The sequence below is a fragment of the Prochlorococcus sp. MIT 1306 genome, from assembly GCF_047304515.1.
GTDB lineage: Bacteria > Cyanobacteriota > Cyanobacteriia > PCC-6307 > Cyanobiaceae > Prochlorococcus > Prochlorococcus marinus_D.
Genome location: NZ_CP138959.1, coordinates 2,383,823 through 2,397,662, shown reverse-complemented (window position 1 = coordinate 2,397,662; position 13,840 = coordinate 2,383,823). Strand labels below are relative to the sequence as shown.

Genomic DNA, 13,840 nt, shown 5'->3' with positions numbered 1-13,840 from the left:
ATGGTTAATCGCAAAACCAGACTTTCGAAAGATTTTTTGAATGAGTATATTTTATGTGGAAAAATGAGAGGTCTACAGGAGGCAATATCAGAAAGATATAATCTGCAATTGATGAGGTGTCCTATGCACTTATCTATAGGGCAAGAATACTGGCTTCCACTAGTAGGGAAATACTCTCAAAAAGGAGATAGATTTTTTTCTTCACATAGATCGCATAGTATGTATATGGCTTTAAGAGGAAGCGTAAGAGCAATGATTGCTGAATTATACGGATTAGAAGAAGGCTGTACAGGTGGAAAAGGTGGGAGTATGCATTTGAAAGATTTGGAAGTTGGTTTAGAGGCTTCTGTCCCAATCGTAGGTAGTTCTATACCACTTGCTGTTGGAAGTGCTTTATCAGCAAAACATTCAAAAAAAAATATACTCTCTGTAGCATACTTTGGAGATGGGGCATGCGAAGAGGGTACTCTGCATGAATGCCTAAATTTTTGCAGTGTCCAAAAGTTGCCAATACTTTTTCTGTGTGAAAATAATATGTATTCTTGCAATACTCGTATAGAGAGGAGGCAGCCTACAAAAGATATGAAAAGATTTGCTAAAGCAGCACTGATAAAAAGTTACGAAATAAGGGCAGACAACACATACTCAAAGATGAATGGTATTCTAAAAGAATGTTTTTCAGAGGCAAGAGAAAAGCCTATATTTCTCGAGATAAATTCATACCGATTATATGAGCATTGCGGAAACAAAAAGGACGAGAGTAATGGAGATAGAACAATAAGTGAATACAAAGAATACGAAAAATATGACTTAGTCTCTGAAATGATTAGGCAATTCAAAGAGGTGAAGAATGCATACACTGATAGGATAGAAGATGTGCATCGAATATGCAATGAGATGGAAGGAGTAATATAATTAAATGAACAATCAAGTAAATCATTTACAAGAGCTCCTAAATGGTACTGATAGGTTTTTAGCTGAATCGCGAAACAACATCCTTTTTTGTGAAGGCATCGATGATGGCTTTTACGAGACTATCACTGGCCTGTCTAAAAAATATCCACGACAGTGCTACGAATTACCATGTTCAGAAAATTCAATGGTAGGGATGGCACTGAGTGCATCTAGTTACGAAGTTACGACAATCCTTTGTTTTCAAAGGGTTGAATTTGCACTTCTGGCAATTGAGCAGTTCGCAAATAATTCATGTAAAATAAATTTTTTATCTAATGGGAAAAGGGCAAATCCATGCCTTTTTAGATTAGTCATAGGAAGGGGGTGGGGGCAAGGACCTAGTCATTCACAAAGCTTTGAAACTATGTTTGCTCAGATACCACAGTTAAATGTGTTTATGCCTGCATTCCCCTCTGACTCAAAATATATATTAGAAAACTTTAATATGTTTATCAATCCAACCATATCACTAGAACACAGATGGATACATTATTCATACGATATTGGCAGGAATCAACTTTGCGATGGAAACTCTTACATTGTAAAAGAAGGAAAAGATGTGACAATTATTGCATATTCATATAATGTCCTCTTAGCGTATAAAGTATCCGAAATATTGTTGGGCTTTAGCATTAATATAGAAATAGTTAACTTATTCAAGGTATCAGGTTATGATTCAACCATGATTAAAGAGTCTGTCAAAAAAACAGGAAGGGTCATTGCAATTGATCTAGACAAACGAAATTTTAGTATAAGTGATCAGATATTCTCAGATCTATTCCAAGTATCTGACATTAGGCTTAAAAGTAAGCCTATAAAACTAGCGAATAGAGATGGTTATTCGCCTTCTTCACGCGAACAAGCAAAAGAGTACTATTTGACGATTATTGATATAGCAAAGGCTATCATCAGTACACTTAATATAGAGTCTGGAAAGGCAAAAGAAATAGAAGAGTTGGTTCAGGCTAAAGAAAGTCAAAGGCCTAGTGACGTGCCTAATTCGGAATTTTTAGGGCCATTCTGATATAATTGTTGAAATTTTGTTCTAACCATGGAACTGCCTGAGAGGTACTCAAAATTGATGAACATTATTGATGATCATGTTGATATCGATGGTATCCGTAATATTGAAGTGAATTTAACAACTGCTATGAAACCTAGGGAGCGCGGTGAAGTGCTTTTAGATCTTGAAGATGATTTAATCAAAAAAGATCCAAGAGTTAGAATATGGCATTCCCCATTAGGCGATAAGAATAGTTTAAGAAATCTCAGAGGAGTCGAGCTATGACATTAGAGAAAACAAAGGTAGAGGGCGTACAAACAAGTGAGGGCAAACTAGTTCTTGACAATCACAAGCTTGCATACCATTACCCTCGATTTGAATCTTGGCTTCAAGGAAACAAAACAGCACCTATATCAGTCGACATGGCATTGACTCGTTCATGCGGTGCAATGTGTAAGTTCTGCTATGCAATGGTTCAAGAACCTCAAGAGAGAAAAGCTATTAAAGTTAAGGATGCACTTAATTTACTAGATGATTTTGCGGAAATTGGTGTTAAAGGTGTTTCATTAATATCTGATGGGGAGAGTACTTTATCTCCTGCATACGTACCTTTCATACAACATGCAGGAAATGTGGGAATTGATGTTGGTAATGCAACAAATGCCTGGGATTGGGATGAAGAAAAAATAGAGAAAGTTCTTCCTAATTTAACATGGGTTAGGTTTACAGTGGCAGCTGGTACACCATCAAGATATGCAGAAATAATGTATAAAAGCAAAGACGACACGCAAGTCTTTGACAATGCAATGAAAAATATTAAATACGCAGTAGAATTGAAAAAACGACTTAATTTAAATGTCACCTTAGGTATTCAAATGGTGCTTATGCCTGAGTTCAAGGATGAAATTATTCCTTTTGCAAAGCTTGGTGTGGATTTGGGTGTAGATTATGCTGTGATAAAACATTGTTCAGATGATACAGAAGGTTCACTGGGAGTTGACTATACAAAGTACGCAGAGCTCACAGATAAACTTCTGGAGGCAGAGGCATTATCTAATAAAAAGACGAAAGTAATTGTTAAATGGTCAAAGATTGAAGAAGGCTCTGATTGTACATACACAGCGATGTATGGACCACAGTTTTTGTTACAAATTAGTGGTTCCGGCCTGGTGGCTCCATCAGGAATGTTTTTTAATGCGAAATATTCTAAGTTGCACATAGGTAATTTTACAGAAGAGCGGTTCAAAGATATATATAGCTCTAAGCAATACGACCGAGTAATGAATTATCTGACTTCATCTAGATTCAATGCGAAAACGATGATGGGGAGTTTGCCTATACAACATTATTTGAACAAGTCAATTGATAATCACATCAATGGTATTGAGTTAATTAAGCCATCAAGCATAGAAGAGCAAAGACCATTGCATGTTAACTTTCTATAGATTGATGTTTTTTATAAAAAATTCCAAGACTTAAGTCCAGAAACTACTATGGAATGTGTTTTACGATTCTAATTACTTATAAATGTTAATGCAATAGTTAACGAGAAAAGAAAGGGTGTTTAAAATTTATTTCAAGAGAATTAAAAGGCAAGTGATTAATCACTAATGAGTAAATATGCGGAGTATAATAAATAATCAATTGGCAAGTTATTAGGTAGATGACTCTTGGTAATATAGTTGAGGGTATCAGCAGTAAAAGAGCTTCAATAAATTGAATCAAAGGAATAGGCGATAATATAACAAGGTAGGATATTACACAAAAGGGCACACTGTTTGTATGATAACTAGCAGGGCTATACCTGAATTGAGAAAAATGCCTGTGGGTTCTAAATTGTAGGGTATAGGTTTAAGGAAAAGATATAGACTAATTAGGAAGTTTTATACATTAAGCTGGGGTCAAAGATATTCAGAAGCATAACATAAGTAAAATGGCAAAGGTTAATGCTAGCATGTATAAGTGAACCTTTTAAGAATATTTATTGCCAAATTATAAGAGTTTTTGTAGTTTATAGAATATTAACTCGAGGGAAGTCTGAAGCAGATATACAAACTAAAAAGGAATAAGGTTTGACTGTATGGCGATCTTAAATATTACAGCTTAGATATATATTACAATGATAGGTAAATTGAAAAAACAAGAAGTCTTACCAATAAATAATTATTATTTTATGAAACAGATTAGTCAGAAATGACCTGAGCTAGAAGATAAATATATAGAATATACGATAATAGCCAGTAAGGAATAAAAGAAATAGGAATTTGATTAATTGTGCATTTCACAAGCAATTTCGTAATCCGATGGTCTTCCAATATCTATCCAGTTTTCATGAAGTGGAAAAACCTGCAAATTTAACCCTTTTTCTAACCCGAAACCAAATAAATCGGGCATATCACAGTAACTATTAGTGTTCAACAACTCTAGTAATTTGGGTCCGATCACATACATTCCCGCATTGACTTGATTTCGATAAATAGGTTTTTCTTCTAATCCTGTTAAAATATTACCTTTGCTTCTTACAACTCCAAATGGGTTTTGTATCTCGTGTGATCTAACAGCAATAACTCCATCAGAATCATCTCGTTTCGCTTGTAGCACCAGATCACCAAATGAAACATTGGTGATCACATCCGCATTGGTAACTACAACGTGATTGCTTCTAGTATGGTCTGGCAGGGATGCAAGGGAGCCAGCCGTACCCAGGGGTTTACCCTCATGAATATAATCAATTTTAACGTCTAGGTTCGAACCGTTCCCAAAATAGTTTGTAATAACATCTGAAAGGTAATTAACGGAAATGACAATATTGGAAAAGCCATCATATTTAGCTCGATTAATAATATGTTCTAAAATAGGTCTGCCTTGCAAGGGCAGCATAGGTTTCGGTACATTAGCAGTAAGTGGCATTAGTCTCTTGCCACGTCCTCCAGCCATAATTACAAAAGTCTCAGAACGTTGTTCAGAAGTGCAAAGGGTTGGAGATACATGTACACCAACCAACATCCCAAGAGCGTCAACTATTGGAAGGTGAAAAAAATGATTTAGTTGCATTAGATTAATTGCTTCATTATCGTCTAAATTAGGGGAAACAATAAGAGGAGAAGTATTCATGACTTTCCTTATTGGACTGTCTAAATTAACCCCATTCAATAGAGCTTTTCTGATATCACTGTCAGTTACCATACCAGCTAGTTTCCCGTCATCCCCTCGAACCAATGCCAGTTGGTAACCTCCCTTATTGATTACTTGAAGGGATGAATTAAATGAGTCAGACTCAGATACTGTAATTTTATGCCAATCATTTATTCTGGTGTACATTAAACCCTCTCCAAAAGCTGATAGCACATTGATTGAAGAAGCTCTAAGCCTTTAAGACCGCTTCGTTCAGGATGAAACTGAAATCCAGCTATTGATTTCTTTCTTACACCTGCTACAAAAGTTACATCGTCATACTCGCAATTAAATATGATTTCGGATTCTTTAACATTAGAGGCGACATAGCTATGTACAAAATATTGACTTATTCCTTCGAAAGATGAAAGGTTAGCAGACATTCTAGTTGAAATTAAATTATTCCAGCCTATATGAGGTAATTTTAATGTATCAATATTAAGGTGCAGAGATGATAGCAATCTAACATCGCCATCTATAAATCCCAGGCCCTTGGTAAATTCAAATTCATCACCTTGTTGAAATAGAAGTTGCATGCCCAGGCAAATACCGATCAAAGGTCTATCATGATTTATCCAATTAGCTAAAAATTTATCGAGTTTTAAGTCTGTTAGGTTTGACATTGCTTTTGGGAAAGATCCGACTCCAGGCAAGGCTAATAAGTCACAATCTTCAAGTTTATTTATTGTATTAGAAAGAAGTGTCTGATAGCCAAGTTTCTGGAATGCATTGATTAAGCTCTGTTGATTGCCCATATTATAGTCAATAATGCCTATCAGTTTAGGCTTTAACTGAGGTTTAGTCAGTCTCGGATGAGTTAGAACTGGATTCCTAATAGGTAACTCTGGGGAAGAAGACTTAATATTATCTTTTAATCCCTGAACATTGATAATTTGTTTATGAAGTGCTGTAGCTATGCTAACAGCCATGATATTAGGTTGCTTTAAACAATCAATGATTTCCTGATCCTTGCTCAAACCTCCACCATAAATTAGCGGTATCTTTGCTACCGAACCGGCAGAAATAATGAGATCATTGTCTGGGCCAAGACATGTACCATCCTGGTCAACTGAAGTCAATAGAATTTCACCAGCTCCATTATCCTGTACAAATTCTATCCATTCGATTACAGATTTTCCGGTTCTCTCTCTACCGGCTTCTGCCATAGCTTCCCAGTGTTCATTGCCAATCTTCCTTGCTTGAACAGAAGCAACTACAGATTGACTACCAAAGGTTTTTGATATTTGACTGATAAGGCCAGGATTCTGATGTGCAGCCGTGTTAATAGCAACTTTATCTGCACCAACTGCTAATAATGAAGCAGCATCATGAACTGATCGGATTCCCCCCCCAGCTGTGATGGGGATAAAAACATCATGACTTGTTTGCCTGAGGAGTTCATATAGACTATTTCTACCATATAAACTTGCTACGGCATCAATATATAAAATTTCATCCACACCAAAGTTTGTATAATTAATTGCCGCCAAATGTGGATCTCCTATTACACGTAATCCTTCAAATCTAACCCCCTTGATAAGTCGACTTCCTTTGATATCGAGTCTAGCTAGAATTCGTTTTTGTAAAGTCATTATAAGTAGATAATATTTATATATTACCAGCCCACTCATCAGCAACAAATTCTTGACTGTCGCTACTTCCGTCAAAGATACTATGCCTTAACTTCCAACCTGATATCGAATCATATTTCCACAAGTGAGGAGATCTAAAACTTTCGCATAAGTTAGTGTAATAAGTTTTATCAAATATTGGATTTTCAAATGCTCTAGAAGCGACTGGAAAATCACTCTCAGGTAGGCTTAAGTAATTGAAAATTTCCTCTGACCATCTTTGGGGAAACTCACCATCATACTTACGGATTAAAGCTATACCTTCCTCTCTGAGTATATCTCCAGAACGAACTTCTTGTGCAGCATCATATGTTGCCCTTCCTATTCCAAATTTAATCCATGTTGTATGATAATGAAAGTCATCAATTCGATCATCAATCGAATTGTATGTACTGTATGTACCAGCAGTTCTCTCAGGTGCACTTTGGAACCCACCATGGGCAATTGAATAATAATAAGCATTTTGTGGGTGCCATTTTTCATAATATCCAAGATAGTGAACTTCTATCTTCTTTTCCTTGATTAAAGATGGATTAATGGGAACATATGGATCCCAGTCAACTGGTTTAAGCCCCAAATTTCTGAGTTCAGATAGTGATGCACCTCCTAAATAAATTTGATCTTCGCTAGCAGCCGAAAAGTAATCCCAGCTACGTTGAGCTTTACTCATGTCTGCCTGTGGATTACCATACTCAGCTTCATTTTCACCATAGAATATAAGCGGTATATCATATAGTACTGCTAATTTTGGTCCTAAGTTTTTCTGGCCAAGTATAAATGGTTGAAAAGGATGGAGCAAGTTCTCTACTGCTAATCGTGTTATTAATCTGTGAACTCTACCATTTGGAGTAAACAGAATATTGTCGAAACCTGCATGAATCCATGCTTGATGATTCTTCCAGCCCCAGTCGGTATAAATATGGGGGGCCCATGTACAAGTTAGAGGATTCATTCGATATTTTGTTTTTAGCAAGTGTGCTTGCATAAAACTGTCTTTCCCGCCACTCCCAGGGACTAGACAATCGTAACGACCATCTTCTCTTCGATATCTATTACAAAGTTCTTGGAGTTCTTTCTCTCTTTCTTCCCAATCTATATCATTTTTTTTATGTGCGACATTACATGCATCACATATTTGATTTTCGTCAAAATTAATTGTTTGCTTTGGTGACTTACCGTCATTCTTAAATTCAGGCGTACTGGAAGGGCGTTGATTACTTATTACACATGATTTGCAAAACTTAACTTCACTAGGCAGGCCGTATAAGGCTTCTGAAGAATTACCTTCAGAAAACCTAGACTTGTCAATAGGCCTAGGGTATGGATAGATCACCATGTCTTCTTGGCAAACGAGTTAGGTGCTGGTGTGGAAATTGAATTAATTTTGGAATTCAGATTTAAGCCACTTTACAATAAAATCGGATGGACTGGCAAGCATAGTGTTTTGAGTGCTCTGATTTGTGCTATGTAAGTTTTGCAAGCAGACTTTATTGAGTTTCTCAAGTATCTCTTCTTTGTCTGTACTGGTATTTGTTACATCGCCGAAAGGAATTCGGCCAGACTGCCTATTACCAATATTTAAGACTTTAACTTGAAAATATGCTGCTTCAATTAAACCGCTTGATGAGTTACCTGCCATAACATCAAATAACCTCAGTGAGTTAATGTATAGTTCATGCCCAAGAGAAGGAATACACCAAGAACGGTGGCAGTTATCATTCACAAAAGAAGTCATCAACTTGAGAATTTCTTCACCGCCTTTATCTATATTGGGATGAGTGAACAAAACATTGCAATCGATCTGCTTAATTGCTTCTAATAAATTTTTAAATCCAATGATACCTTTATCAGGTGATAGAGTTTCGGAATGGTAGGTTACAAGAAGATTTCTATTTGTAAAGCGATATTTTGTAAGATTCTCAAACTCATCTTTTGAAATTATACGGCATCCCATTATATTGTCTAATGCCATGGGGCCAATATTGAAGACATGAGTTTCTGGTTGGCCCATTTTAATGACTTTATCACGATAATGTTCATGAGAAGTAAAGTGCCAGGTGCTTAGTTGAGTTATTGCATGTCTTAGCTTGTTATCTATAGCACCTTCTGTAGTTTCTCCTCCGTGTAAGTGTGCTATTGGTATGCATTCTAAATGTGCTGCAGTCGCAGCTGCATATGATTCATAGCGATCTCCTAAAATTATAATCATGTCAGGTTTACTAGTGAGAAGACATTTACTTGCTCCTACAAGAGTCTCTGCACATAACTGGGCCATACTAGGCAATGGTAATGAATCAATTAGTAATGGAATTTTGAAGTCAACAGATATATTATCATTTATGATTTCCTGAACAGTAAAGCCATGTCTAGCACTAAGATGAGTTCCACTAACAATTAAATTGAGATCAATTTTTGGCTCTCTGTCTAATTTCATTGCAAGATGTCGAAGCAACCCATACTCGGCTCTTGTGGCAGTAAATATAGCGACTATTGGATTGTGATTAACAGTCATGAGCTCAATAAGAAATTAATTCACCTGCATTAAAATCCCGGATTGCTTTTGTACCAATGATTTTTTGTATAAGCATTGGACTGAGTCCATCGGCAGGTCTTTGACAGATTAAATTATCTTCTGTCAATACACTATTTTTTTTAATAAATTCTGCCGCCCTGACGCTTCTCCGTGCAACATATTTTGTATCTTGCTCAGATGGCTGAGTAACTTTAAATCCATCACCTAGCATTTTTTCACATTTGCGTATACTAGTTACCATTTCACTAAACTCCTTAGGGTTCAGACTGGATGCATGATCAGGCCCTTCCATCCGTGTATTTAATGTTATGTGCTTTTCAATAACAGTAGCTCCTAAAACCACAGCTGCTATTGGTGCAATAATTCCAAGAGAGTGATCTGAATATCCAATAGAACAGCCGAAGGAATGCCTAAGAGTCTGGATGGCATGCAAATTTAACTCAATTTCAGGAGCTGGATAAGAACTTACACAGTGCAACAAAGTAATGCTGTTTCGGTTGATTCCTGCTTCTAAAAAAATGTTAAATGCTGATTCTATTTCTCCTAAGTTAGTCATGCCGGTACTCATATAAATGGGCATTTTATGCTTTTTAGCACAAGAGGCCATTGCTATTAATAAGGGAAGATTTGTAATTTCACCTGAGGCTACCTTGATAATTCCAACGCCGAGGGTAACTAGCATATTTAGTTCAGGAATTCCAAATGCTGTGGAAAGGAAGCTTATCCCATGATCATTGCAATGATTTGCTAATTCGTAATGTTGATTTGTAGTCAACTCAAGTCGACTAAGCATTTTATTTTGGGTTTCATCAAGATTACTATTTTGCTGATAATTGGCTTTTATTGAATCAGGGCTTGCTAAATGGTTTGCTCTAAATGACTGAAACTTAACGGCATCTGCCCCTGCTTTGGATGCTTCATAAATCAACTCTTTAGCCAATTGCAAATCTCCATTATGGTTAACTCCAGCCTCTGCAATTATGTAAGTGGACATCACATTACTCGTTTACCAGCACTTATAATAGACCCAGGTGGTATTACGACGCCTTCTCGTATAATTGCTCCACTACCTACAAAACTTCGATCTCCTATTTTGACTGAGCCATTAATTAGAACGCCTGTACTGATGTGGCAAAAGTCTCCAATGGAGACATCATGCTCAATTAAACAATTGCTATTAAGGATACAGTGCCTTCCTACATGAGAATCTGCATTAACGATAGTGCCATGAGACACCAGGGTGCCCTCACCTATTTTGCAATGTTTGCTAACATATGAATTCGAAGATACTATGATGGGGATATTAAATTTTAGGGTTTTAATCAATTGTGCAACCTTAATGCGCGGTGTCGGGTCCTTAATTTGCCCTATCCCTATTATAATTGAATGACATATTTTGCTAAGATTTTCTAGATCATCATCACAACCAACAACTGAATAACCCATCAAAGTTTTGTGTAATTCCTCTTTTGTTCCGACAAGCCCTTGAATTTTCCATATATCTTGAGATTCAATAATATCTATGACCGACTTCGCATGACCACCACATCCTGCAATCAGTAATTTATTCATAACTATCTTTTCTGAGAATCTGAGGGCTGCTGGGGAGACATATAAGACGATCTGATTGATCTTCTGTGACAAATAGTTCACCTTTTGGGACATTCTTATACATAGGTAGCTTGTGAAGAGGCTGCCAGGCTGGCCTAAGCAAAATTCCTTTCTGATGAGATACTTCGAGTAAGTTAACTTTTTGTCGGCAGGCTTCTTCTCTATTTGTATCAGTAAATCTTACAGAAATGAGCCAGTTATTACTTTTGCCATGTCTAGTTGATTCAATAAATTGTATGTTTTTAATATTACTGAAGGATTTTCGGTATTTATTAGCGAGGTTATATTTCACTTTTATTAGTTCCTTAAGATTTTCCAATTGTGCAACTCCAAGAGCAGCATTAATATTAGGCATACGGTCATTCCAACCTATTTGATCATGGAAAAATTCCCATGAATGGGGTACCTTTGCTGTGGTAGATATATGCTTAGCCTGACGTGCTATATCAGAGTCATTTGTTATTACTGCACCCCCTCCACCTGTTGTGATTAACTTATTACCATTAAAACTAAGCACTCCCATTTTTCCGTACATACCGCAGTGAATATTCTTATACCAACTTCCGAGTGCTTCTGCTGCGTCTTCAACAACAGGCAGATTCCATTCATTTGCAACTGCACAAATATCTTCAATTAAAGCAGGATTGCCAAATACATGCACAGGGACTACACATGTAATTCTTCTACCGGTAATACGATTTATCGTCTGATTATCCTTTCTGATTGCAATGTTTTGTAGCTGTCTTTCAAGAGCCAGAGGACTCAATCCTAATGTATCTTGGTCTATATCAACAAAATGTGGAATTGCTCCAAGATGAGAGGCTGCATTTGCTGTAGCCACAAAGGTTAAGGATGGCATTATGACTTCATCGTTAGCTTTAACATCTAAAAGATGCAGTGCTAGCCTGAGAGCTACTGTTCCATTACAAACCGCTATAGCATGCGATGCTCCTGTTTGGTTACATAGTTCCTCTTCGAATCTGGTAACCCATTGCCCAGCGCTACTGACCCATCCATGATCTATACAATCTTTAACATAGGCCAATGCATTCGTTTCTCCAAAATCTGGTTCATGTAATGCAATTGGACAAGAAGCTGAGGAGTAACAGCAAACTTCCTCAATTGCATCAAGTAATTCTAAGTTCATATAGTGTATAAATTCGATTTATAAAGATCCAAGTTTGATGGCTCCTGAAACCATTCAGCGGTTATTTTTATACCTTTACGAAAGCCATCAATACCTCCATATTGAGGCACCCAGTTACTAATACTCTTCAGTCGACTGTTATCTCCAAACAATCTATTTACTTCGGAAGCATTTGGACGCATTCTAGTTTGTTCATGGTTTATTGTAATTTCAGCATTCATTACTTCTGCAATAAGGTGTGCAGTTTCTCCGATTGAAATTTCAAAATTACTTGCTGCATTAATTACTGAACCGATAGCATCGGGGCTTTTTGCTACCTCAATAAAAGCTGAGCATGTATCAGTTACAAAATTAAAATCTCTTGTAGGATTAAGTGCTCCAAGTGATATATTTTTTTGTCCGGAAGCAATCTGACTAATAATTGTAGGAATAACGGCTCTCGTACTTTGCCTAGGCCCATATGTATTAAAAGGCCGTAATATTGTCACAGGAGTTTCAAAGCTTCTCCAATAGCTTAATGCAATCTGATCTGCACCTATCTTACTAGCAGCATAAGGAGATTGAGCAACTAGAGGGTGGTCCTCCGTAATTGGAACAAACTGAGCTGTTCCATATGTTTCTGAGGTTGAAGTATGAACTACTCGATCAATTTCTAATTCACGTGCCGCCTGTACCACATTCAGTGTTCCATGGATATTTGTATCTATATAGCTACTCGGTGCTTGATAACTGTAAGGAATAGCAATTAATGCAGCCAAATGAAAGGTTTGCTGACAACCCTTCATCGCATTCTTTACACAGAGAGGATCTCTGATATCTCCTAAAACAATTTCCAGTTCCGATTTTACAGCTTGGGGTAGGTGTTCAAGCCAACCCCAATTCCCCTGTGAATTATAAAGACAAAAAGCTCTGACCTTATAACCTTCTATTAATAAGCATTCAACCAGATGGGAGCCTATAAATCCATCTGCTCCAGTAACTAATACACGAGTCATTGAGTTGTTCATAGCGACCAGCCATCATCTACAATGATATTTTGTCCGTTTATTGCTTCAGCATAATTTGACAATAAAAAGATTATAGAAGGACTAATCTGTGAAGAATCTAATAGTCCTATGTTGCTACAACTTCTCCTATATTCTTGTATAAAGGCTTCTGGTTGGTTGTCAAGAACTCCGCCTGGACTGACACAATTTACTCGAATATTTTTATTGGAATACTTTTTCGCTAACCAGCGTGTAATTGCAATGACTCCTGTTTTGATCGCGGAGTATTCAATGGGTGAATTCATTTGTGTGTCATCATAATGATGAAATTTTGGTGCTGACACGCCTTGGATAGACGAAATATGAACCAGTTTGCCCCCAGAATGCTGCAGAAAATGGTCAAGAATTTGTTGAGAAAATAAAATCACTCCTCCCAATTGATCTCCTAGATCTTGCTTTAAAAACTTTTCTTCAAGACTATCAAATGCTTCACCCCATCCTTGAGATGTTGGATATGCACAATGAACAGCACCAGTAATTGGCCCAGCAACATCAAAGGCCTTGCCAATAAGCTCTACAATATTAGTTTTATTAGTAATATCTGCAGGAATGGCATAGATTTTATTCTTAAAGTTAACTGACATTTGATGTTCAAAATCGGCCAGCTTTTTTTCATTGATATCCGAGATCACTACAGTTGCTCCCACCTCCAGCAATAATGTGCTAACTGACATGCCTATTCTTCCAACACCTCCTGTTACCAGTATAGTTTCAGAACTAAGGTCAATTTCCATAAGTAGA

At 36.9% G+C, this 13,840-nt stretch carries 13 protein-coding genes; 4 read left to right on the top strand and 9 right to left on the bottom strand.

The genetic code is table 11. The features are described from left to right. From SIB74_RS11935 to SIB74_RS11920, 4 genes are read left to right on the top strand one after another with little or no spacing between them, the layout of a single operon-like run. On the top strand, positions 1 to 915 hold the full coding sequence (locus tag SIB74_RS11935) for a thiamine pyrophosphate-dependent enzyme (protein WP_063396473.1): 915 nt from the start codon (positions 1 to 3) through the stop codon (positions 913 to 915). Between the two features lie 4 nt (positions 916 to 919). Next, complete coding sequence (locus SIB74_RS11930; protein WP_063396474.1) at positions 920 to 1,978, top strand: transketolase C-terminal domain-containing protein; 1,059 nt, start codon at positions 920 to 922, stop codon at positions 1,976 to 1,978. Positions 1,979 to 2,005: 27 nt separating this feature from the next. Next, entirely contained in the window at positions 2,006 to 2,242 is a 237-nt protein-coding gene (locus tag SIB74_RS11925; RefSeq protein ID WP_063396475.1) for a hypothetical protein, read from the top strand. Then, a complete protein-coding gene (locus SIB74_RS11920) occupies positions 2,239 to 3,402 on the top strand; it encodes a radical SAM protein (protein WP_063396476.1) in 1,164 nt (387 codons plus the stop codon). The genes SIB74_RS11925 and SIB74_RS11920 overlap by 4 nt, the downstream gene beginning before the upstream one ends. 823 nt (positions 3,403 to 4,225) lie before the next feature. Here the strand turns inward: SIB74_RS11920 and SIB74_RS11915 are convergent. The 9 genes from SIB74_RS11915 to SIB74_RS11875 are packed head-to-tail and all read right to left on the bottom strand — an operon-like array spanning position 4,226 to position 13,833. Beyond that, a complete protein-coding gene (locus tag SIB74_RS11915) occupies positions 4,226 to 5,278 on the bottom strand; it encodes a nucleotidyltransferase family protein (RefSeq protein WP_063396477.1) in 1,053 nt (350 codons plus the stop codon). Beyond that, positions 5,278 to 6,762 (bottom strand): imidazole glycerol phosphate synthase subunit HisH, encoded by a 1,485-nt coding sequence (hisH, locus tag SIB74_RS11910; RefSeq protein WP_063396478.1) that lies wholly within the window; start codon positions 6,760 to 6,762, stop codon positions 5,278 to 5,280. The genes SIB74_RS11915 and hisH overlap by 1 nt, the downstream gene beginning before the upstream one ends. Continuing rightward, positions 6,740 to 8,098: an N-acetyl sugar amidotransferase gene (locus tag SIB74_RS11905; protein ID WP_063396479.1), complete on the bottom strand. Its 1,359-nt coding sequence runs from the start codon at positions 8,096 to 8,098 to the stop codon at positions 6,740 to 6,742. Before SIB74_RS11905 ends, hisH begins: the two co-directional genes overlap by 23 nt. Before the next feature lie 42 nt (positions 8,099 to 8,140). Next, positions 8,141 to 9,274, bottom strand: coding sequence for a UDP-N-acetylglucosamine 2-epimerase (neuC, locus tag SIB74_RS11900; protein ID WP_063396480.1), 1,134 nt, complete (start codon positions 9,272 to 9,274; stop codon positions 8,141 to 8,143). Between the two features lie 4 nt (positions 9,275 to 9,278). Beyond that, positions 9,279 to 10,289: an N-acetylneuraminate synthase gene (gene neuB, locus SIB74_RS11895; protein WP_063396481.1), complete on the bottom strand. Its 1,011-nt coding sequence runs from the start codon at positions 10,287 to 10,289 to the stop codon at positions 9,279 to 9,281. Next, positions 10,289 to 10,867 (bottom strand): NeuD/PglB/VioB family sugar acetyltransferase, encoded by a 579-nt coding sequence (locus tag SIB74_RS11890; protein WP_063396482.1) that lies wholly within the window; start codon positions 10,865 to 10,867, stop codon positions 10,289 to 10,291. The genes neuB and SIB74_RS11890 overlap by 1 nt, the downstream gene beginning before the upstream one ends. Further along, entirely contained in the window at positions 10,860 to 12,053 is a 1,194-nt protein-coding gene (locus SIB74_RS11885) for a LegC family aminotransferase (RefSeq protein WP_063396483.1), read from the bottom strand. The genes SIB74_RS11890 and SIB74_RS11885 overlap by 8 nt, the downstream gene beginning before the upstream one ends. After that, positions 12,050 to 13,060 carry an NAD-dependent 4,6-dehydratase LegB gene (locus SIB74_RS11880; RefSeq protein ID WP_413681733.1) on the bottom strand — a complete coding sequence of 337 codons (1,011 nt, stop codon included), beginning with the start codon at positions 13,058 to 13,060 and terminating at the stop codon, positions 12,050 to 12,052. Before SIB74_RS11880 ends, SIB74_RS11885 begins: the two co-directional genes overlap by 4 nt. Continuing rightward, positions 13,057 to 13,833 (bottom strand): oxidoreductase, encoded by a 777-nt coding sequence (locus tag SIB74_RS11875; protein ID WP_231906117.1) that lies wholly within the window; start codon positions 13,831 to 13,833, stop codon positions 13,057 to 13,059. The genes SIB74_RS11880 and SIB74_RS11875 overlap by 4 nt, the downstream gene beginning before the upstream one ends. Between the last annotated feature and the right edge of the window lie 7 nt (positions 13,834 to 13,840).

What these genes read in the sequence shown, in the direction of transcription:
- SIB74_RS11935 (WP_063396473.1), top strand. Translation starts at nt 1, where the DNA reads ATGGTTAATCGCAAAACCAGACTTTCGAAAGATTTTTTGAATGAGTAT.
- SIB74_RS11930 (WP_063396474.1), top strand. Translation starts at nt 920, where the DNA reads ATGAACAATCAAGTAAATCATTTACAAGAGCTCCTAAATGGTACTGAT.
- SIB74_RS11925 (WP_063396475.1), top strand. Translation starts at nt 2,006, where the DNA reads ATGGAACTGCCTGAGAGGTACTCAAAATTGATGAACATTATTGATGAT.
- SIB74_RS11920 (WP_063396476.1), top strand. Translation starts at nt 2,239, where the DNA reads ATGACATTAGAGAAAACAAAGGTAGAGGGCGTACAAACAAGTGAGGGC.
- SIB74_RS11915 (WP_063396477.1), bottom strand. Translation starts at nt 5,278, where the DNA reads ATGTACACCAGAATAAATGATTGGCATAAAATTACAGTATCTGAGTCT.
- hisH (WP_063396478.1), bottom strand. Translation starts at nt 6,762, where the DNA reads ATGAGTGGGCTGGTAATATATAAATATTATCTACTTATAATGACTTTA.
- SIB74_RS11905 (WP_063396479.1), bottom strand. Translation starts at nt 8,098, where the DNA reads ATGGTGATCTATCCATACCCTAGGCCTATTGACAAGTCTAGGTTTTCT.
- neuC (WP_063396480.1), bottom strand. Translation starts at nt 9,274, where the DNA reads ATGACTGTTAATCACAATCCAATAGTCGCTATATTTACTGCCACAAGA.
- neuB (WP_063396481.1), bottom strand. Translation starts at nt 10,289, where the DNA reads ATGTCCACTTACATAATTGCAGAGGCTGGAGTTAACCATAATGGAGAT.
- SIB74_RS11890 (WP_063396482.1), bottom strand. Translation starts at nt 10,867, where the DNA reads ATGAATAAATTACTGATTGCAGGATGTGGTGGTCATGCGAAGTCGGTC.
- SIB74_RS11885 (WP_063396483.1), bottom strand. Translation starts at nt 12,053, where the DNA reads ATGAACTTAGAATTACTTGATGCAATTGAGGAAGTTTGCTGTTACTCC.
- SIB74_RS11880 (WP_413681733.1), bottom strand. Translation starts at nt 13,060, where the DNA reads ATGAACAACTCAATGACTCGTGTATTAGTTACTGGAGCAGATGGATTT.
- SIB74_RS11875 (WP_231906117.1), bottom strand. Translation starts at nt 13,833, where the DNA reads ATGGAAATTGACCTTAGTTCTGAAACTATACTGGTAACAGGAGGTGTT.